The sequence below is a fragment of the Geobacillus sp. CX412 genome (assembly GCF_027942335.1).
Classification (GTDB): Bacteria; Bacillota; Bacilli; order Bacillales; family Anoxybacillaceae; genus Parageobacillus_B; species Parageobacillus_B toebii.
The window spans coordinates 1,988,776-2,009,704 of sequence record NZ_CP103461.1 but is presented as its reverse complement, the minus strand read 5'-3'; the positions used below and the strand labels follow the sequence as shown (position 1 = coordinate 2,009,704).

Below are 20,929 nucleotides of genomic sequence, written 5' to 3'. Positions count from 1 at the left end.
AAATGATTTTTAAGAGAGAGTTTAAGCGAAATTTAAAGTCATTGATCATTTGGAGCATCGTACTCAGCGGACTTATTTTGTTGACATTAAGCATTTATCCTCAGTTTGCCGAGCAGCAAAAAGAAATGACCAAACTGCTTGAGGCCTATCCGGAATCGATTAAAAAAGCGTTCGGAATGAATGAGTTAAACATGGGAGATTTGATGGGTTTTTACGGGGTAGAAATTTATATGATGACCACCCTTTTGGGAAGCATATACTCGGCAATTCTTGCATCCAATATTCTGGCCAAAGAAGAAAATGAAAAAACGATTGAATTTTTGTTATCAAAGCCTGTCACAAGAAGCCGAATCGTAACAGAAAAACTTCTGGCCGTTTTGGTAAATATTTTGATTTTTAACGTAGTTTCAGCCGTAGCAAGCATCATTGGATTTCAATTTGCAAAAGACCCGGATGTTCCGACAGACACATTTAGTTTATTAATCGCCGCAACGATATTGCTTCATTTGACGTTCGGTGCAATTGCGTTTATGTTGTCGTCGATGATGAAAAAAACAAGAAACATCCTTTCGATCTCACTGGGGATTGTCCTAGCTGCCTACTTTATGAATGTGATGGCAGGGATATCGGAAGACTTAGAGTTCCTAAAATATATAAGCCCGTTTAAATATGTGGACGCTGCCTCCATTATCAATGATAACGAGATTGAGCCTTTGTATATCTTTATTATGGCTGCGGTTATTTTGATTAGTATCTTCGCTTCATATATGGTATATAAAAAGAAAGATATTGCAGTCTAATGAAATTAGAGGTGTTAAAATTGTATTCAGCATTTGAAAAGCAGCCTAAAGAGAAAAAAGACTTGATCATCAAAGTGGCCATCGAGGAATTTGTGAAGAATGGTTATGAAAAGACCTCTACAGATGTTATTACGAGACGGGCGGGAATTTCCAAGGGAATCCTTTTTCATTATTTTAAGAGCAAGAAAAACTTATACCTTTATTTAGTGAATTATGTGAAGGACTTTCTGACGGAACTAGCAATGGAAGAAATGGAAAAAATCCAATCTGATGATTTCTTTGAAAGGATCAAAGAAATCGTCCTGTTGAAACAAAAACTAACGGTTCAGTATCTCCAAGAAGCTCAGTTTATTACGGATGCCTTTACTAATCCTCCAGTGGCAGTAAAGAAGGAAATGGAAGAAATTATTAAGAAACATTACGAAGCTTATCAGGAAGATTTTTTGCTGAAGCATGTCTATATTAAAGATCTGATCCAAACGGAAAAACTTAGAGAGGATATTTCCGTGGATACCGCGATCCGCATGACGATGTTTATCGTTGAACAGCTGACGAATAAGTATCTGACTCTCTACAAAAATAAGCAATTTGATTTTATTCATAATCCCGAGTCTTTAATAAAGGAACTTAATGATTATCTTAAGATTGTGAAATATGGGATCTATAAACCAGAATAAACTATTGGCACCTTTCTCCCGCGGTGAAAAGCCGCGGGATTTTTGCATATTATTGATGTTACACAAGTATTATTTTATATTTGTTGAAAATTTTTAAAAATAAGACATTTTCAAGGTGTATTGCGTAACAGATGAATATGTTGTAATCTTTTATTTGTTTTATATAACGAAATACAACTGCTCATCTTCTTATCTAGAGAGGCGGAGGGACTGGCCCGAAGAAGTCTCGGCAGCGGACTCGTTTTCGAGTGCTGTGCCAAATCCAGCAAGCATTGTGCTTGAAAGATAAGAAGGGTTTCTTATATAGATACGTATAAGGCCTCTTCTTATGTTCAGATAAGAAGAGGCCTTTTCTCTAAGTGGAAAGCTCCTTCAAAAAAACATAAAATGAGGTGGAAAGAGTGGAGTTAAGAAAAGGCAATCTATTTGCGTTATTTCCGTTTGTGGTCTTTTTAGTGTTATTCATTGGTGCAGGCGTGGTTACAGGCGATTTTTATAAATTTCCAGTCATTGTAGCAATTTTGATTGCGGCAAGTATTTCGTTGATGATGAATCGGAAAGAGTCTTTAACGAAGAAAGTGGAAGTGTTCACAAAAGGGGCTGGAAATGCCGATGTCATGTTAATGGTCATCATTTTCTTATTAGCAGGGGCATTTTCGGAAGTAACTAAAAAAATGGGAGCTGTTGAATCAACGGTTAATTTAGCTCTTTCCGTTGTTCCGCAAAATTTATTAATAGCCGGTTTATTTGTCATTGGATGTTTTATCTCCATTTCGATGGGAACGTCCATGGGAACGATTGTAGCGTTAGCGCCGATTGGAGTCGGAATTAGTGAACAAACCGATATTTCTTTGGCATTATCTATGGCAGCTGTCATTGGCGGTGCTATGTTTGGAGATAATCTATCTTTTATCTCTGATACAACGATTGCGGCAGTTCGTACACAAAATACAAGAATGAAAGAAAAGTTTAAGGTGAACTTTTTCATTGTTTTACCAGCGGCAATCATCACCATCGTTCTTTTCTGGGCCATTACTGCTGGAGAGCAAGCGGAAATTACGAATCAATCTTTTAATTGGATGAAAATTTTACCTTACCTTGGTGTATTAATAACAGCATTAATGGGCGTTAATGTACTAGTCGTGTTAGCAGGCGGTATTTTATTAGCAGGAATCATCGGTCTTCTTGATGGAAGCTACAGTGCAATGGGCCTCATTCAAGCCATCGGTGACGGGGTCGCCGGAATGCAGGAATTGTCATTGCTTGCGATCTTAATTTCCGGTATGGTGGAAGTCATTAAACATAACGGTGGAATCGATTATTTACTTCAATTAGTAACAAGAAATGTAAAGTCAAAAAAAGGAGCACAATTCGGTATCGCGGGATTAGTGAGCTTAACAAATCTTTCAACAGCAAACAATACGATCTCCATTTTAATTGCTGGTCCACTTGCAAAAAACATTGCTGATCAATATGACATTGATCCGCGTAAATCTGCCAGCATATTGGATATTTTCTCATGCTGTTTCCAGGGGCTCATCCCATATGGTGCGCAAATGCTTGTGGCAGCAGGTGTTGCTTCCATTTCACCATTAAGTATTTTGCAGTATTCGTTCTACCCATTCTTAATTGGAGTTTGTGGCATGATCGCGATTGTGTTTGACTTTCCGAAATTAAAAACACAAAAAGAAGTAAAGGCAGACTTACAAGCGAATAAAGCGGTATAAAGGAAAGGGGCTGACTCAAAACATCCCTTGGAGCGATGTTGAGTCAGCTTTCATTTTCACCAAATGGAGCGATTCTATTTTTTATGATCGAAAAAAGAGTATATTAGTGAATAATTTTGCAAAGTTGAAATCTTTCTTTAATAAGCTGGTTGACTTGTTCAACATTAAACATTTCTAATATAATTTATGAATATTTCACAAAAATAAATTAAGAGAAGAGAGTAATAAAAAATAGGTTCATCACCAAATTTTGTGATTTAGTGATAAAAAAGAGAAAGCATTAACGAAATCCTGGCAATAATGTCAGCGACGAAACAAACATAAGGAGGCTTCGCAAGTGCTTTCTATATCACTAGGATTGCCAGAATTCAAATTGTTAAACAAGAACTTCTTTCCTATGGTTATGCGATTCATGTGGAGAAAACAGAGACACAAGAACGTTGTCCACATTGTGGGTTTCTTACTTCCACTGTCCATGACAGACGGACACGAAAAGTACGGGATTTAGCGATTTTCCGTCAACCGGTGTACTTGTTCGTAGAGGTGAAGCGTTATCGATGCTGGAATTGTTTCCAAGTGTTTTCTGCCTCTTTCGAATCGATTCCACCAAACCAACATTACACCAATCGATGTTGCGGGTACTTGTATGAACTTTGTAAAAGCTCCACCATTCAAGAAGTCAGCCGAAAGCACCGTATCCCATATACGACATTGGAACGCATTTATTACTCCATCGCATCGAAAAAAGCAAAAGAGCGCCAAGCAGCGATGGAGGCCTCTTCTCCAGAAGGGATGGTGCTTAGCTTAGATGAAACCGCGGTAAAAAAGGGATATCAGTATGAAACCGTATTGATGGATGCCAAAGCAGGATCGGTCATGGGATTGCATGCCGACCGCCAATGTGACTCCGCCATCAACTTGTTGAATCAAAACGTCCTGTCGAAAGAAATGGTGCAAACCGTGATTCCTTGACATGTGGGAACCCTATCACAAGGCGGTTCGTGCTCTGTTTCCATCTGCTTCGATTGTGATCGATAAGTACCATGTGGTTCAAAAGGTGACACAAGCCCTGGATCAAGCGAGAAGGAATTCTCCTCATTGAAAAAGGCTAGATTCCTTCTATATAAAAGGCTACTCGAATGGAGGGAACGAATCACAAGATCAAAAACATCAAACGCCGGGCATTGGCTATCGAAATCGAGAACGGTTTCGTTTGCGTGTATTTCTGGAGTGTACAGGGAACACTACAGGCAGTCAGGCTGCCTAAGCTCTCACTTCTTCCGCTATCGGTATGATAGTTGGTAGAATGGAACCTGTCAAGGAAAGCACTTGACTGTTTCCATTCTACCAACTTGGTGGTCCGTATGCGGAAGAAGGAGCCCATCGGATGAACCTGTTTCATCCAGCTAACATGTTTCTAGGATTGAGTAAATGGTGAATTACCCATTTTTTTATGTTGTTCCAACCTTCCTGTCACAATATTAGATTTGGAAAATGCGTATTGCTGAACGGCCTTTCCCTGATGGAATATCGAGAAAAGTCCATGGCATCATAATATACTCTTTTTCATTGTCTACTTGACAGGGGTATGTGCTTTAATTTTAGATTATAAAAAGTTTTGTTTCATCACCCAAAAAATTGATGGCAAAATTTGCTGTTTTTTGTTTAAGTATATATTTCAAATAGTGGATTAACCAAGTATAATTTGATTAGAATTTTCTAAATAAAATGAAAACTAAAAATATTCGTACCTACAAAAATACTTTTCTATGGACATCCGAAAAAAATGATACCGCTTTCAATTGAAAATTAATCTAATGTGAGGGGGGAATGGAATTGATCAAAACATCTAATGGTGAAGAAATTTTTATTATTGATGCACACATTGCCTTATGGGATGGAAGTAAGGAGAATCAATTAAATATCCACGGAGAACAATTTATTAGTTGCTTTTATGATTATCACAAAAATCTAAGTCCGAAAGAATATTGGTGGCCTAAAGATGAGTTCGTAAAGTATTCTCCAGAAAAACTTGTGAATGATGTGTTTATTGAAGGATATGTGGATATGGCGATTTTCCAACCAGTTCTTCTAAAAGAGTTTTATAAAAATGGTTTTGGTAATTTTGATGCAAATGAGGAACTTTCAAAAAAGTACCCTAATCGTTTTATTTGCAATGGAACATTCGATCCCCGACATGGTGAACGAGGTTTAGAAAAATTAGAAGAAAATAAAGAAAAATACAACTGGCAAGGTGTCAAGTTATATACAGCTGATTGGTACGGTAATTCAAAGGGCTATAAACTATCTGATGACTGGTCAAAAAGATATCTTGAAAAATGCCAAGAGCTGGGGATAAGAAATATTCATATTCATAAGGGTCCAACGATCACTCCTTTAAATCGGGATGCATTTGACGTAGCAGATGTTGATGATGCAGCAAGTTGTTTCCCTGAACTTAACTTTATTGTAGAACACGTAGGGCTTCCAAGATTAGAAGATTTTTGTTGGATTGCTACACAAGAGAAAAATGTCTATGCAGGTTTGGCAGTTGCCATTGCTTTAATTCATACTCGACCTCGTTATTTTGCTCAAATTATTAGTGAATTGTTGTACTGGCTTGATGAAGACCGAATCATTTTTGGAAGTGATTATGCTATATGGGAACCGAAGTGGATCATTGAAAAGTTTCTTGAATTTGAACTTCCAGAAGATATACAAGAAGAAACTGGAGTTACATTTGATTTGGAAGTTAAGAAAAAGATTTTAGCAGGAAATGTAGCGAGATTGTATAACATTGATATCGAAGAGCAAAAACAAAAGTTAAAAAATTGCAAATTATCTAGACAAACAGCATAACTGATAATCCATTGAATGGGGGGTGCATCGAAGTTAATGGATGAAGAAAAGCAAGTGTATAGCATGCTTGAAAAAGTGTATGATCCTGAACTGGACCAGCCGTTAACAGAGTTGGGATTTATCGACCATGTTGTAATTAAAGACAATCATGTTGAAGTAGTCATTCGTCTTCCAACTTATTGGTGTTCTCCTAACTTTGCATACATCATGGCTGAAGATATAAGGAAATATGTGTCTGAGTTAGAATGGGTAAAAACGGTTCAAGTTCATTTACTGGATCATTGTGCATCCGATGAAATTAATCATGGAGCATCAGCAGGAAAATCATTTAGCGAAGTCTTCGGCGCTTTATCTGACGGAGACCTCGAAGAATTGCGTAAAACATTTGATATAAAAGCTTACTATGCAAGGCAAGAGAAACTTATTAAGTATCTTCTAAATAGGGGTATGACAAAGAAAGAGATCACGTCCTTATCTCTTCAAGAATTAAATGAACTGCCCCTGCCCGAAGAAGGGAAGTTGTTAAGAGAAAAGTATTTGGAGAAGAAAAAAGTATTAAATCACTCAAGTATATTGGCCATAACAACTCCAGAAGATAAACCATTGTCTGAAGAAGAGTTTTCGGATTACTTGCAAGGCGCCAAGCTGACACGGTTGAGTATGGAGTTTAATGCCCATTATTGCCGGGGATTATTAGAGACACGATATAATTTGCCTAATGCCCATGAAGGCGGTTTGGTAAAATGATTCATTATTTTAACAGTCTGCAAATAATTTAATTAATAATATAAAAGGAAAGGTGATGTAAGATGAGTAAAAATGTTCTTATTATTACTGGTGATGCTGCTGAAGCATTAGAAGTGTTTTATCCTTATTATCGTTGTATTGAAGAAAATATTAATTGTACAATTGCCTCTCCTGTTAAAAAGAAGCTTCAGACAGTTGTTCATGATTTTCTTCCTGAAATGGAGACTTTTACAGAAAAATGGGCATATAAAATCGAATCTCATGCATCAGTAGATGAGATTAATCCTGCCGACTATGATGGATTAATTATTCCAGGAGGGCGTGCGCCTGAATATATTCGTATGAATCCAAAAGTTCAGGAAATTGCTGCTCACTTTTTAAAAGAAAATAAACCTCTTGGGGTTATCTGTCATGGACAATTAGTCTTAACAACTGTAAGAGAATATATTAAAGGAAGAGAGATGACGGCTTACACTGCTTGTAGACCAGAAGTGGAAGCAGCAGGCGCTATTTATGTGGAAAAAATGCTTCATGTTGATGGAAACATTGTATCAGGGCATGCTTGGCCGGATTTACCGGGATTCATGAGAGAATTCTTTAAATTGTTGAATATAAGAGAAAAAGCTTCTGTTTAAATAATAAAAAGGCTGATGTATCCGAAATGTACCCCGAATATCAGATACTTTAAAAAGGTCCGATATTCGGGATTTTTGTTTCATTATGAAAAAATACGTTTACAATCGAATCAAAGGTGTAAGCGGAGGAGATCAAATGAGCAAGGATTATTTTTAATGAAGTTTGTTTAATGAGGCAATTTGAGAGAATAATCAGAATGTCGAACATGTGTCCGAATGTTCGATTGCCTTATCATCTACAAGTCCAAATATTATTGTGTAAATTCCCCTTTGATAGACACCGCGGAATCGATGGCTTGACCTATTAATAGGTAAGTCCGGCAAGTCTCCCTACCGGCTACCTCACCGAACAACATTTGCCGATGTCCTCCTCATTCACTCCCGTGGCGATCAAAACAGCTCTGGAGTGCACTCGCCCATTCTCCTGGACATTTGTATAATTTGCATAAATGGTATCCACTAGTACAAACGGATATACGTGTTCATGCAAGGAATGGAAATTCCAGTCCTGGATAATCGGATCTAGCTCCTTGTACAGCTAGGAGACCATGAGCTTGGAAAACGAAGTCCCGCACAACTTCTTGGTGATTTGCGTCACCTTTCGTGTAACCACCCGTTACCACCATTTCCATTCGTGTCAGTACTAGAGCTTGTTCACTCCGTTGATATCGTCTAAACAGTTCGATGGAGAACTCTCCACCTCTCATGGAATGCGCAAGGTCAACCGCTACCCGGTGGCGTCAGCACCCGTTTCGAATCGTCTTTTTGTCCTTCCGTACGCTTATAACGGCGTGCTTCAGCTATTCTTCAACTTGCGTCTTGAGAATTTGATTCGGGAATTGTTCCAACAGTTTAGATGATCCTTCACTCTGATGTTTGTGAAGCCAATCGTTCTCATTATGGATGAAATGGGATGCTTAAAACTGGCCCCGAACAGCGCACATTACTTATTTCAGGTGATCGCCCGTCGGTACGAATATGTCCTGATTATCCTAATCTCCAACAAAAGCTTTGGAGAATGGAGAAATCGTGGGAGATTCAGTTCTTGCGACGGCGATGTTAGATCGATTACTACATCATTCCATCATTTTCAACCTAAAGGAGGAAAGCTATCGATTACGGGAAAAGAGGCTCCAAGAAGAAAAACAGAAGGATCAATGAGGTCCTTCTGGGGAGTTTTAAACCGGGGATTTTGGGGAAAAAATAATCGGCCTTGATATTACATGTAAATTAGCACATTATTTCAGAATCCCTTTTTCAAATTATTTCAGGCGGATTCGGAAATAATGTGCAAAATTTTTGCGGATTGTTCCGGATTTTGCACATTCTTTCGGAACGTTTGCACGCTCTTTCAGATGAAGATTTCCAGCGCGCCTGATGGACCGATGGAAAAGAGAAAGCACAAAAGAGGCCGATTCGGCCCCTTTCGTGCTAATACCCCATTTCCTCTGCGGCCATGCGCACCATTTCTTCGTCAATGGCGTCCTTTTTCAGCTGATACCCGTATAACAGGCACGTCGTGGCCAACGTGTTGATCACCCGAGGCCATCCCCGCGACTGCAGGGCAATCGCCTCTAACGCCGATGGGGTGAAGATCGGATGCTTCGCCCCAGCCTGTTTCATCCGATGTTCGATGTAGCCCGCCACCTCTTCCTTCTCCAGCGGTCCCATCCGGTATCGCATGATGATCCGCTGGTCGAGAGGGCGGTGCTGATTGAGCCGCAGCTTCCCCTGTAAATGGGGCAGCCCGGCCAAAATCAAGACAAATGGGTTGGTCGAATCCATCTCAAAGTTGAACAAGATCGCGATGTCCTGTAAAAATGCATCCTTCGCTAAATGCATCTCGTCCAAAATGAACACCGGCGTGATCCGCCGTTCATGATACAATCGCTCGATCGCCTGCTGGATTTGGCGGAAGAGGTCTACCTTGCGGTACTTCGGTTCCTCTCCTAATCCCAAGGCCACACCACGGTAAAAATCCATCACGCCTCCGGTGGATAACGGAAAGTAGACGACATGATACAATGATGGATTCAATGACTCTTTCAGCGCCCGAAGGGCGAACGTCTTGCCCGCCCCTGGCTCTCCGATTAACAGCCCGATCCCCCGGGTTCGTTTCACGTACTCCAGCGCCCGCAACGCTTCCTGAAACGGTGCCCCTTGATACGCCTCGGACGGGTCTGTTTCTTTCGCAAACGGCTCCCGCGAAAGGGAGTAAAACGATTTATACACCGTGTTCTCCCTCCTTCGCCGGAATCGCCGCAAACGGGGACCGATGGCGTTTTACATAGGCGTTGTCCTCCAAACGAACCCGAACGGCCTCCGCCACCTTCCTTCCATCTTCGTACACATAGACGCCCCGTTCGTCATAGCGGAGTTCAATCGATTGCCCAATGAACCGGGGCGGCACTTCATACAGCTGCTTGTTCAAGGTGATCGTTCCATCGGCTTTGACCTTGCGGTGCTCCCGCTTCAGAAAAATCGCATCCAGCCAATCGCCATCTTCGATGAACGACACGAGATGCACTTGCGATTGAAACACCTCATGCGGCGTTTTTCCGTCCAGCGAGGCGTGCGGTTTTCGATGATACTCCTCTTCAAGCCACCTCCAAAAACGCTCGTTCAGCTCTTCGAGCGACTTCGGGGGATCCAACTCCAGCAGCGGATAAAACCGCGTCTGTACGGTGCGGAAGAACCGTTCGATTTTCCCTTTGCTTTGCGGGTCATACGGCTGGGTGTGGATGAGCGTAATTCCCATCTCGGCGCACGCATACTGCAGCACCTCGGATCGATAAATTTTCCCGTTGTCCGAGTAAATGCGCTTCGGCTTCCCGCGACGAAGCACCGCTTCCTTCGTGACGATCCGCAGCCCGTCAAACTTCTCCGAAGGGAAACTATACGTACGGCACAAACCGCGAGCAGTCATCGATATAGGCGATCAAAAACGTTTTCTGGGCTTTCCCATTGACTCGAATCGTTGGTCCATGGGATAAGTCCCCTTGCCAAAGCTCATTGATCTGGTCATACGCAAAGCGCTTTCGCTCCGGCATGGGCAAGATTTCTTTCCCGACAAGGTTGTGTTTTTTCAACAATCGGTATATAGTAAAGTAAGAGATATGGTTTTCTGGGATTTCCCCCTGCTCGATCAGGTGTTCGTAGAACACCGTCACGGGCATGGTGGGATGTTCTTTTCTTAGGGCTAAAATATGATCCTCATCATCGGGCGACAGACGCCTTGAGTGGCCGCGGTCCGAACGGCGCTTCGGCTTTAAGGCGTCAAAGCCCCCTTTTTTGTATCGGGTGCACCAATCGAGGATCGTCTTGGCTGCGATTCGTTTGTCGCCCTGGTGGGGAACATGGTGCATTCGCTCGCTCACCTCTTTCAGATACGCCTTCGGTTCCACCTGCCCATTCACCAACGGAGCGATTAGCCCGTACCGAAACAGGGCAATGTCGTGTCTCATCGACTCATCCATTCGAATCTCCTCCTTGTCTCACTTGGAATCAGGACCGTTCCGGTCCGTCTGCCCTTATCGTACCGGATCGCTTTTTCTCCGTCGATAGGAAAGGTTTGTGGGAACCTCAACCATTTCCAATTTAGGATATGTATGTAAAATCAGGATCCCATTTGATTCGCAAAAGGGTGTCGGAATCCGTCCTTCCACATGTCTCTGATGACCGAATAGAGACCGTGTTTCTCCAACGTCCGGATCCACCAGGAAGCCCGTTCCTTTTCTTTTTTCACGATAGGGCCTATGATCCTCCACCGCCTCGCAAAAAAGCTGTGAAGGTTTGATAGGTTTCGGCAGAACCGCCGGACATAAAAGATGATGCCGTCCTTTGTCGGGAGAAACGGAGCCCGGTTCGTCCCCTCGGTCAATTCCAACTGCTCTTTCACGACTTGCCATATGGCGGACAACGTATACTGAAAATACGGGAGGAGAAAGGAAGGCAGCACACTCACCGTCTTCAAGCATTCCCGACAGCGATACCGGACAATCCAAATGCGATAATCACCATGTGGGGTCAATGCGTTTCGCTCATAGTAACCGTGGCGGTGTAACGGGCGCTTGGCCTGGCAATGCGGACACTGTGTCAGAAGAGGGAAGTCGTTTTCTTTTCCACGCTCTGCATACGTTTGGACGTCAATGCCAAAGTCATGAAATTGAATCACGTCCTCCTCCCCCTCCTCTGAACCGATGGATTTTCTCTTCCGAAATAATTCACAAAAAATTTAGCACATTCTTTCAGAAAAGGGGAGAGGGCTTTCTGAAGGAATGTGCAAAAAAATGGCTCTTTTGTTCCGAAATAAAGTGATAATTTACATTACACAATTATGCGGACTTAATTATTCAAAGAATTCAATAACATTAATGATATATAAAATATTACAATTCCTTCTGTTGTTTTAGGGTTAATTCCTGTTAGCTCTTTGATTTTATTTAAACGGTAGTGCAGTGTATTAATATGGATATTCATTTCCTCTGCAGTTCTTTTGATCGATTGATTATTGTTAATATAGTGTTGTAAAGTTTCGACTAGAATTTGGTCTTTTTCAATCGTATGAATCGTTCGTTTTAAAAAATCCTTTTGTATCTCTGTTGGAATATCTTCCAAGATGATTTCTAATATGAGATCCTCATAAAATACAATGCCTTTATTTTTTCGAGCTACCTTTAATGCTTTTTGTGCTTCTTTAAAAGATTTATTGATCATGTGTTTGCAAACTGTTTTTCCTACACCAATAGCTAAAGCGCTTTTGTATCTGCTTTCGAATCTTTTTTTAAAATCATTTAACTGACTGTAAAAATAATTTTGTTTATAAGAAGCATCCATCTTTTTTAATGTTAAAAAGCGCTCTTGCCCCCATCGGACAATAAAATGTTTTTCTTTCCCGAAAATAGCATAAAACAACTCTATGATTTCTTTTTGAATTCGATGAATGTCGTAATCATTTAATGTTTGTATCTCTAATTCCATGAGTGTACAAATATGAGCGTCATACACAGGAATTCCTAACATAAACCCGCGCTCTAAAAAATCTTTATCTACAGATGAAGCGTTGATCCATTCATAAAGATACGATTCTATTCCTCTTATTTCCCATTCGTTTCTTTCGGTATAATACGCTTCTTGTATAATGAGTTCTGTCATTCTTCTAATTAAGTCTGCATAAGGCTCCACTTGTTTCGGTTCGCCAGTTATTCCTATAACCCCTATTACTTTCTTATTAAACATAATGGGCATATTGATTCCTGCTTTGACACCTTTAAGCACTCGTGCTTTGACTTGATCAATGTAAAGCTTTTGTTTGGACTTAATAACAATCATAGCTCCTTCATGAAAAGAACCAATTCTACTTTCGTCAGTAGAGGATATAATGGTCCCATTAATATCAACTAATATGATATCCTCTTTGACTACTTCCTGAACCTCTGAAATAATTTTAGAAGCTAGCTTTGGGGACAAATGCATTTCGTATCACCACCTTTTTGGTCTAAAAAACAATAAAAAAGGTATTTTTTGTATTTTAATTATATCATCATACATAGATAATATGACCTTCATTCTTTATAATAAAACGAAAATGATAAAAGTGAGGGGTTTTAATGATTACTCCTGATGTGAAGAATCGATTAATAAATATTGTGGGGGAAGAAAATTTTGAAGATTCTGAAGTAGAAAGGTTAGTATATTCATATGATGCTACTCCTAATTTTCAATCGATTCCGGACGCGGTAATTTCACCTAGAAATACAGAAGAAGTATCTAAAATACTTCAATTGTGTAATGAATATAAAATACCAATTGTTCCGCGAGGCTCGGGTACTAACTTAAGCGCTGGTACTTGTCCTGTTGAAGGGGGAATTGTTCTTCTATTTAAACATATGAACAAAATTTTAGAGATCGATGAGGAAAACTTAACCGTCACTTGTCAACCAGGAGTCATCACACTTGATTTAATCAAAGCGGTGGAACAAAAAGGCTTGTTTTACCCTCCAGACCCAAGCTCAATGAAAATATCAACAATTGGAGGTAATATAAGCGAAAATTCTGGTGGGTTAAGAGGACTTAAATATGGAGTAACTCGTGATTATGTATTGGCTTTAGAGGTAGTTCTTCCTAATGGAGAAATTGTTCGAACAGGAGGAAAACTAGCTAAAGATGTAGCAGGGTATGATTTAACGCGATTATTTGTAGGTTCTGAAGGCACTTTAGGAGTGATTACAGAAGCAACATTGAAGCTTATCCCACTACCTGAGTCAAAAAAGACAATGCTCGCTTTATTTCAAAATTTAGAAGCTGCTGCGCGTTCCGTATCGAAAATTATTGCGAATAAAGTAATCCCGGCAACCTTAGAGTTTTTAGATCAGCCTACGTTAAAAGTAGTGGAGGAATATTCACAAATCGGTCTACCAACAGATGTGCAAGCTGTATTACTTATTGAACAAGATGGAACTCCTGAAAATGTGAATAAAGATATGAAGATCATAGAAGAAATATGCAGAAGTGAAAATTCTGTATCTGTACAAATTGCCCAGTCTGAAGAAGAAGCCGAAGCTTTACGAACAGCGAGACGTACCGCTTTGTCTGCTTTAGCCAGACTGGCACCAACTACCATTTTAGAAGATGCTACTGTTCCAAGATCAGAAATTGCAAAAATGGTCAAAGCCATTAATGAAATAGCCAAAAAATATAATGTAAAAATATGCACGTTTGGTCATGCGGGAGACGGAAACCTTCATCCTACATGTACGACAGATATTCGTAATAAAGATGAGATGGAACGAGTGGAAAAAGCTTTTGCTGAAATATTTGAAAAGGCCATTGAACTTGGAGGAACAATTACTGGAGAACATGGAGTAGGAGCCATGAAAGCGCCTTATTTAGAATGGAAATTAGGGAAATCTGGAATCAGTGTGATGGAATCGATAAAAGATGCATTAGATCCCAACAATATTATGAATCCTGGGAAATTATTCGCAAAAGATACACGAAAACGTGTGGTGATATCAAAATGATGACGGAATCAGAAAAACAAAATATTCAAAAAGCATTCAAGGAACGTATGGACGAAGATGAGCTATTAAATTGTATGAAATGCGGTTTTTGTTTACCATCTTGTCCAACATACATTGTATCTGGGTATAAAGAAAGCCAATCACCAAGAGGAAGAATTTCTTTAATGAAGGCAGTATATGATGGGGTCATTCAACCAGATGATGAATTTGAGAAGTCTTTAAACTTATGTTTAGGATGTCGTGCGTGTGAAGTGGTATGTCCATCAGGTGTGAATTATGGACATTTATTAGAAGAAGCAAGAGACATAATAAACCAAAATAAAAAACATTCTTTACCTGTGCGAGCAGTTCGAAATGCGGTTTTTAAACAACTATTTCTTAAGAAAAGTAATTTAATAAACATAACTAGCTTAGTTGGATTTTATCAAAGATCTGGACTTCAAAAAGTGGTACGTAAAATAGGATTCATGAAACTATTTCATGATCATCTCAGGGAGATGGAAAAAATATTGCCTGATGTTCCTAAGAGAAAAACATTGAAACAGCGATCTGAATATATACCGCCGAAAGTGACGAAAAAAGCAACTGTTGCTTTCTTTTCCGGATGTTTAATGGATACGTTGTTTCTCGAAACTAATAACGCCACGATTCAATTATTACAAAAAGCTGGGTGTGAAATAGTTATTCCCAAAACACAAGCATGTTGCGGTGCTTTACATGGTCATAGTGGAGAAAAAGAACTAGCGAAAGAACTAGCGAAACAAAATATTGAAGCATTTGAAAAAAGCAATGTCGAATTTATTATTACAAATGCAGGTGGATGCGGTGCTTTCTTGATTGAATATGACCATTTATTAAAAGATGATCCACAATGGTCAGAGCGTGCTAAAAAGTTTGTTGCAAAAATAAAAGACATTACTGCAATTTTATTTGAGCTTAATTTTCACAAAAAATATCGTCTTTCTCTCCCTGATCAAATCGTAACATATCAAGATTCTTGTCATTTAAGAAACGTCATGAAAACTTCGAAAGCTCCCAGAGAATTACTTCGTTCAATTAAAGGAGTAACATTCATAGAAATGGAAAATGCTGATAGTTGTAACCAAAACATCCATAAAATTTTAGATCATAAAATGGAAAAAATGAAGGAAACAAAAGCAACGACAGTAGTAACAGCAAATCCAGGGTGTTTAATGCAAATGAAGCTTGGAATTGAAAGAGAAGGACTAAAAGATGTAAAAGCTGTTCATATCGTTGATCTATTGTTAGAAGCAACGAAATAACAAACAATAAGTAATATGTTTTTATATAATTTGAAATTTGAAGTTTTGTTGTTGAAATTGTTCCAATTTTTAATACCAAGCCGTAGTCTTTGGTCCGGGAGGATTATGTGTAATGGTGAAGTCATTTCAGGTGTTTTTCTTAATTGAAAACTTCCTTTATTAGAGTTTCAAATTAAACATCAAAAAAGAAAAGCAACGAAATGTTTCGAGCGTGTATTCCGTTATTTCAAGCACCGCCAAGATATCATTACAGTTGGCAGAACATAAAGCTTTAACGATGAATGAAATGGCCAAGCGTTTCCGTTTATTCCAGACCTCATTCTAATTATTGGAAGATTTTGCTTGAGGAGTTAGCTAGTAAAGGTCAAGCGCTGCTATTTGTTTTCGTTTGATTATGCAGTCCAGCTGCTTAAGCAGCCTCATTCTCTTCGTAGAACGAGAATACCTTTTATGACTTCAAGCCGATCGATGATTCGATCGGCTTATCATATATCGAAGACTCAACGCATGAATACATTCGTTAGCGTTTCCGCTTGTGAGATGATCGAACCACAGCCAAAATGGTGGCTTCACCACGTAAACAAGTCATGATTGCTCCGCTAAAAAATAAATCTTTTTCACTTTCTCTTTAAACTGTTCAACATGAACAAATCTTGCCTCTCGTAAAACTTCTTTTCCATCGACATATAAAATCAAAACAGGTGCGGTAAATATGGAAAGGTGTCCTGCTATGTTTGGGACATCATCGGCGTTGACAAAGGCCATATGAATTTTTGGAAATTCCGCCATGACTTTTTTCACTTTTGGCAGCAACGCATGACAAACACCGCAATTTGTTTTCGAGATGTATAAAAATGCTAAATGATGGTTGCTTACGAACTGCTCGATTTCTTCTATGGAAAATAGTTCATTCATTGCATTCAAAGTTCATTTCGTCTCCTTCCATGCTGATTTCCAACAACATTATACTACAGTAAGCTGCCAGAATTCTTGTTTCTGATACTGCAGTCATCTGCCCTGACATTGTTGAAAAGGAGGAGCGCGGCTGTTTAGTTTTCGCTATTCGATTGAACATGCATTCAGCCAGTGAAAGAGCATGGGTTAGAGTAGCCTCGTAGAACCGCTATTACTACACGCACCATTATGCGTAAATTTTGAGTTTTTGCTTTGCAACACTTTGATTATAGAAGAATTGTAGAATCAGAGATACAAGTGCTTACTGGCGATGCCATATATCCATTATTTTCGGTCAACTACTGATACGCGGTGCAGGTAACATTAGTTTTATGCACCGCTTGTTCTTCCTCTGTATCGATGCGAGTGAGGAATTTATCCGCTGATTGCTGTAACGCCGGAGAATTCGTGATAATGTCCCCCGCCTGGAAGTGGAATAGCCGGTCCGGTAACGCCTCTTATCTCATGCCTATGCCCATCATCGAAGGATGTAAATGTAAAATAACGGTGTGTATGCGGAACACCGCTTGGCGCGGGTTCTGTCACGCCAACATATTGATGTCTATGGCCCGCGTCGTAAGAAGTAACCCCGGAGAATTGGTGGACATGCACAGGCCTGCCATCCCAAGTAGTAATATACAGGTTATGGGAGTATGTGTGTCCGAATCATCGGAATGAACTAAATATCCGCTAACAGGTATCTCCATCGTTTTTCCCCTTCATTCATTTTCCGTATATCATATGATGATGGTCGTCTAGATGTTATGGGGGAGTATTGTCTGCCAAACAAAAGAAGAAAGCATAGAAAATGAATTTAAATCTATCAAAAGTGATTGACCAACTCAATCCGTTTTTTTTGGCATCATACCAATTTTCAATGCTACAATATAGAAAAACAGCCGGAATGAGCCAGTCTGAACGATTCAAACACCGAAAACATCCTAAGTCTAATAGTTACTTCATTCTGATGCTGAAAAATAGCAAACTAGTTCACGGATAAACCACCAACCCCTTGATATGTGGCGGAGGTGTTTTGGCGTGAATAGTCGGCGGGAGGATGTCAAAGAAATGTGGAAGCGCTTTATTTTTAAAAATGAACTAGATGAAAAGCTTTCCCCCATTGTCAAAGACTCATGGATTCGATCAAAAAAATGGAAGGTAGATCCTTTTCAGCCATATGGCCATATAAAAAAAATCAAAATAGAACGGTATAGAAATCTTATTGATTGGTCCATGCCATTCATGGAAGGACTCTATTCCATCGTAAAGGGATCTGGATTTTTAGTCATCCTTTGCAACGAAGAAGGACAGCTATTAAAATCAATTGGTGATCCCGATACACTAGAAATGGCTGCTAAAATCGGCTTTGTCGAGGGAGCGGATTGGAGCGAACAAACCATGGGCACCAATGCAATTGGAACATCCATTGTTATCGATCAGCCTGTACAAATATTTGCTGAGGAACATTATTCGCAAATATGTCAATCATGGACTTGTTCCGCAGCCCCGATTCATGATTCCAAAGGCAACATTATCGGAGTATTAAATGTCTCCGGCCCATATGAAAAGGTGCATCCTCATACGTTGGGCATGGTGGTTTCAGCAGTCAAAGCCATTGAGTATCAATTGAAATTAAATGAAAATACGGAAAAAAATATCATGATGCAAAGGTTTCTTGAAGCGACAACCAATAATATGAAAGAGGGTATCCTAATTATTGATACAGAAGGAAAAATTATAAAAGCCAATGATCAGCTGAAGAAACTTCTTTGCCTCGATCAATCGCATCTAGAAGGGAAAAGGGTCAACGAAATTTTTATAAATAAATCTATTGTTTCGAATAAGCCTGTCTATCTGCAAAACAAGGAACTCCATTTAAAAGTGAAGCCATCAGGAAATATCCATCATGTAATGATCGATAAAATCCCCATTTATAAAGACAAACGTTGGATTGGTTCGATGATCATGCTGAAAGAAATCGAAAAAGTGCGCCAATTTGTCAATTGTTTATCCGGAAATCAGGCAAAAATAACGTTTGATGATATTATCGGACAGCATCCGCATTTCATTCAAAAACTAAATGAAGCCAAACTTGCCGCAGCAACCGATTCCAACGTTTTAATATTAGGGGAAAGCGGAACGGGAAAAGAAATGTTCGCACAAGCCATCCATAACGCGAGCAAGAGAAAAAACAAACCGTTTATTGCCATCAATTGCGGCGGAATTCCTCGCGATCTTCTCGGCAGTGAACTGTTCGGCTATGTGGAAGGGGCTTTTACGGGAGCCAAAAAAGGAGGAAGCGCAGGAAAATTTGAACTTGCTGATGGCGGAACGCTCTTTTTAGATGAAATTGGCGAAATGTCTTTGGAAATGCAGGTCCTTCTTTTACGGGTCATCCAGGAAAAAGAAGTGATGCGGATCGGCGGCCATAAAGTGATACCAGTGGATGTCCGAATTATTGCAGCCACAAATAAAAATCTCCGCGAGGAAGTCCAAAAGGGAAGTTTCAGGAAGATTTGTTCTTTCGTCTCAATGTCATGCCGATCACTCTGCCTCCTTTGCGGGAAAGAAAAGAAGATATACCGCTTCTTGTCCATCACTTTGTCGGTAAACTTTGCAAAAAATTAAACAAGCCGTTTCCAGAAATCAGACCAGACTTTTTAGAAGCTCTCATTCAGTACGACTGGCCAGGGAATATTCGGGAATTGCAAAATATACTAGAAAGAACGTTAAACCGAAATACAAAACCAATTTTATCTGCAAAAGATTTACCGGAAGAAGTGTTTCAAATGTTTCCAGGGCAAAAAAGGGAGGAGATGTCGTTACATAGGGATGAGATCAAAAAACAATCTATTATCCAGGCATTACGTTTATGTAACGGGAATATCACGAAAGCAGCCAAACATTTAGGGATTTCCAGAAGCACTTTTTATCGGCAAATGAAAAAATTTAATATTTCCTATTAAGTAAATAATTGTTTCATTTTGTATCAAATTGTATCAGTATGTCGCAACAAAGTGTTCCAAAATGGGACACTTTATTTTTTTACTAAAAAACTATTAGCAGAATCTACATCTCATAGAAAACTTCTAGATTTTTTTGATAGAACGATGAAACTGATCAATTTTATAGATTTTCTTCCTCTCATCCGCCTATGTTGGCACGTTTTTTGCATCTTAATATAGATGAAAACGTTTTATTTTTAATGAAGGAGGAGAGCAAGTTGACGACGATTTCTTTGGATCATCTTACTTGGATGTACGAAACAATGTACAAAATTCGTTATTACGAGGATAAAATGGCAGAAGCTTATGCCGAAGGAAAGAACCCTGTCTTTAATATCGGTGCAGGGCCTGTACCGGGCGAAATGCATCTGGCAACGGGACAAGAACCGGCTGCTGTCGGTATATGTGTTCATCTAAAGAAAGAAGATACGGTAACGTCTCCGCACCGTCCGCACCATCACGCGATCGCCAAAGGAGTAGATTTAAATAGAATGACCGCTGAAATCTTTGGCAAAGTGACCGGACTCGGAAAAGGCAAAGGCGGCCATATGCACTTATTTGATCCGGATGTCAAATTTTCCTGCGGGGGAATTGTCGGAGCGGGCATTCCGCATGCACTTGGGGCAGCGCTTGCCGCAAAGAAAAAAGGAACGGATTGGGTAGCGGTTGCTTTTATTGGGGAAGGAGCGGCCAATCAAGGGGCTTTCCATGAATCTTTAAATATGGCGGCACTATGGAATTTGCCTCTTATTGTCGTGATTGAAAACAATCAATACGGAATTTCGGTCCCTAAATCCGCATCTACATCGGTTCCATCCAATGATATAAGAGCTGTCGCTTATGGAATTAAAGGATATTATGTGAAAGATAATGATCCGTTCGAAATGTACCATGTTTCAAAAGAAGCAGTGGAACGAGCGAGAAAGGGAGAAGGGCCGTCGATTATTGAAATTGAAACTTACCGTTATTTAGGGCATTTCCAAGGAGATCCGGAAGTTTACAGAGATAAAAATGAAGTTACTTTACTAAGAGAAAAAGACCCAATTGTTCGCATGCGCCAAATTTTAATCAAAGAATACGGAATAGAAGAACAACAGCTGATCGAATTGGAAAATAAGGCGAAGCAAGAAGTCGAAGCTGCTTATCAGTTCGCGCGCGAAAGCGATTATCCTGAACCGGAAGATGCTTTAAAAGATCTGTTTGTCTAAATCACTATAGAA

The 20,929-nt window shown here is 39.7% G+C and carries 13 protein-coding genes, 6 pseudogenes and 1 riboswitch; of the genes and pseudogenes, 12 read left to right on the top strand and 7 right to left on the bottom strand.

What is annotated here, in order from left to right:
- Positions 1-2 precede the first annotated feature (2 nt).
- The 7 genes and pseudogenes from NXM86_RS10550 (at position 3) to NXM86_RS10520 (ending at position 7,445) form a co-directional block, all read left to right on the top strand.
- Positions 3-800 (top strand): DUF2705 family protein, encoded by a 798-nt coding sequence (locus NXM86_RS10550; protein WP_081189677.1) that lies wholly within the window; start codon positions 3-5, stop codon positions 798-800.
- A complete protein-coding gene (locus NXM86_RS10545; protein WP_375217296.1) occupies positions 800-1,477 on the top strand; it encodes a TetR/AcrR family transcriptional regulator in 678 nt (225 codons plus the stop codon). The genes NXM86_RS10550 and NXM86_RS10545 overlap by 1 nt, the downstream gene beginning before the upstream one ends.
- A 186-nt stretch (positions 1,478-1,663) precedes the next feature.
- Positions 1,664-1,769: riboswitch (SAM riboswitch) on the top strand.
- A 109-nt stretch (positions 1,770-1,878) separates the two neighbouring features.
- Positions 1,879-3,204, top strand: coding sequence for a Na+/H+ antiporter NhaC family protein (locus tag NXM86_RS10540; protein WP_089097445.1), 1,326 nt, complete (start codon positions 1,879-1,881; stop codon positions 3,202-3,204).
- Positions 3,205-3,541: 337 nt separating this feature from the next.
- Positions 3,542-4,471, top strand: a pseudogene (locus NXM86_RS10535) (transposase).
- A 563-nt stretch (positions 4,472-5,034) separates the two neighbouring features.
- Positions 5,035-6,063 (top strand): amidohydrolase family protein, encoded by a 1,029-nt coding sequence (locus NXM86_RS10530; RefSeq protein ID WP_245842339.1) that lies wholly within the window; start codon positions 5,035-5,037, stop codon positions 6,061-6,063.
- A 36-nt stretch (positions 6,064-6,099) separates the two neighbouring features.
- Complete coding sequence (locus NXM86_RS10525; RefSeq protein WP_089097446.1) at positions 6,100-6,810, top strand: iron-sulfur cluster assembly protein; 711 nt, start codon at positions 6,100-6,102, stop codon at positions 6,808-6,810.
- A 62-nt stretch (positions 6,811-6,872) separates the two neighbouring features.
- Positions 6,873-7,445, top strand: a complete 573-nt coding sequence (locus tag NXM86_RS10520; RefSeq protein WP_089097447.1) for a DJ-1/PfpI family protein — start codon at positions 6,873-6,875, stop codon at positions 7,443-7,445.
- 367 nt (positions 7,446-7,812) lie between these two features.
- Here the strand turns inward: NXM86_RS10520 and NXM86_RS10515 are convergent.
- Positions 7,813-8,350 (bottom strand): annotated as a pseudogene (locus NXM86_RS10515) (transposase); the annotation flags it as partial.
- Here NXM86_RS10515 and NXM86_RS10510 point away from each other — a divergent pair.
- Positions 8,318-8,606 (top strand): annotated as a pseudogene (locus NXM86_RS10510) (ATP-binding protein); the annotation flags it as partial. The pseudogenes NXM86_RS10515 and NXM86_RS10510 overlap by 33 nt on opposite strands.
- Before the next feature lie 270 nt (positions 8,607-8,876).
- Here the strand turns inward: NXM86_RS10510 and NXM86_RS10505 are convergent.
- The 4 genes and pseudogenes from NXM86_RS10505 to NXM86_RS10490 all read right to left on the bottom strand — a co-directional run bounded on the left by NXM86_RS10505 (position 8,877) and on the right by NXM86_RS10490 (position 12,920).
- The gene (locus NXM86_RS10505; RefSeq protein WP_498958000.1) at positions 8,877-9,677 is read right to left on the bottom strand and encodes an ExeA family protein; all 801 of its coding nucleotides are present in this window, start codon (positions 9,675-9,677) and stop codon (positions 8,877-8,879) included.
- Positions 9,670-10,921, bottom strand: a pseudogene (locus NXM86_RS10500) (IS481-like element ISBst1 family transposase). The gene NXM86_RS10505 and the pseudogene NXM86_RS10500 overlap by 8 nt, the downstream one beginning before the upstream one ends.
- A 140-nt stretch (positions 10,922-11,061) precedes the next feature.
- Positions 11,062-11,619 (bottom strand): DUF6431 domain-containing protein, encoded by a 558-nt coding sequence (locus NXM86_RS10495; RefSeq protein WP_498957999.1) that lies wholly within the window; start codon positions 11,617-11,619, stop codon positions 11,062-11,064.
- 170 nt (positions 11,620-11,789) lie between these two features.
- Positions 11,790-12,920, bottom strand: coding sequence for a CdaR family transcriptional regulator (locus tag NXM86_RS10490; protein ID WP_285753935.1), 1,131 nt, complete (start codon positions 12,918-12,920; stop codon positions 11,790-11,792).
- 134 nt (positions 12,921-13,054) lie between these two features.
- On the opposite strand from NXM86_RS10490, the gene glcD reads away from it, so the two are divergent.
- The gene (gene glcD / locus NXM86_RS10485) at positions 13,055-14,467 is read left to right on the top strand and encodes a glycolate oxidase subunit GlcD (RefSeq protein WP_498957998.1); all 1,413 of its coding nucleotides are present in this window, start codon (positions 13,055-13,057) and stop codon (positions 14,465-14,467) included.
- Entirely contained in the window at positions 14,467-15,750 is a 1,284-nt protein-coding gene (locus NXM86_RS10480; protein WP_498959028.1) for a (Fe-S)-binding protein, read from the top strand. The genes glcD and NXM86_RS10480 overlap by 1 nt, the downstream gene beginning before the upstream one ends.
- Before the next feature lie 585 nt (positions 15,751-16,335).
- On the opposite strand, the gene NXM86_RS10475 is transcribed toward NXM86_RS10480, so the two are convergent.
- Together NXM86_RS10475 and NXM86_RS10470 are read right to left on the bottom strand one after the other, a co-directional pair.
- On the bottom strand, positions 16,336-16,665 hold the full coding sequence (locus NXM86_RS10475; protein ID WP_081189684.1) for a thioredoxin family protein: 330 nt from the start codon (positions 16,663-16,665) through the stop codon (positions 16,336-16,338).
- 414 nt (positions 16,666-17,079) lie between these two features.
- Positions 17,080-17,411 (bottom strand): annotated as a pseudogene (locus NXM86_RS10470) (YmaF family protein).
- A gap of 310 nt (positions 17,412-17,721) precedes the next feature.
- Between NXM86_RS10470 and NXM86_RS10465 the strand changes: the two are divergent.
- Positions 17,722-19,670: pseudogene (locus NXM86_RS10465) on the top strand (sigma-54-dependent Fis family transcriptional regulator).
- A 239-nt stretch (positions 19,671-19,909) separates the two neighbouring features.
- Positions 19,910-20,917, top strand: coding sequence for a thiamine pyrophosphate-dependent dehydrogenase E1 component subunit alpha (locus NXM86_RS10460; RefSeq protein WP_081189685.1), 1,008 nt, complete (start codon positions 19,910-19,912; stop codon positions 20,915-20,917).
- Positions 20,918-20,929: the final 12 nt, after the last annotated feature.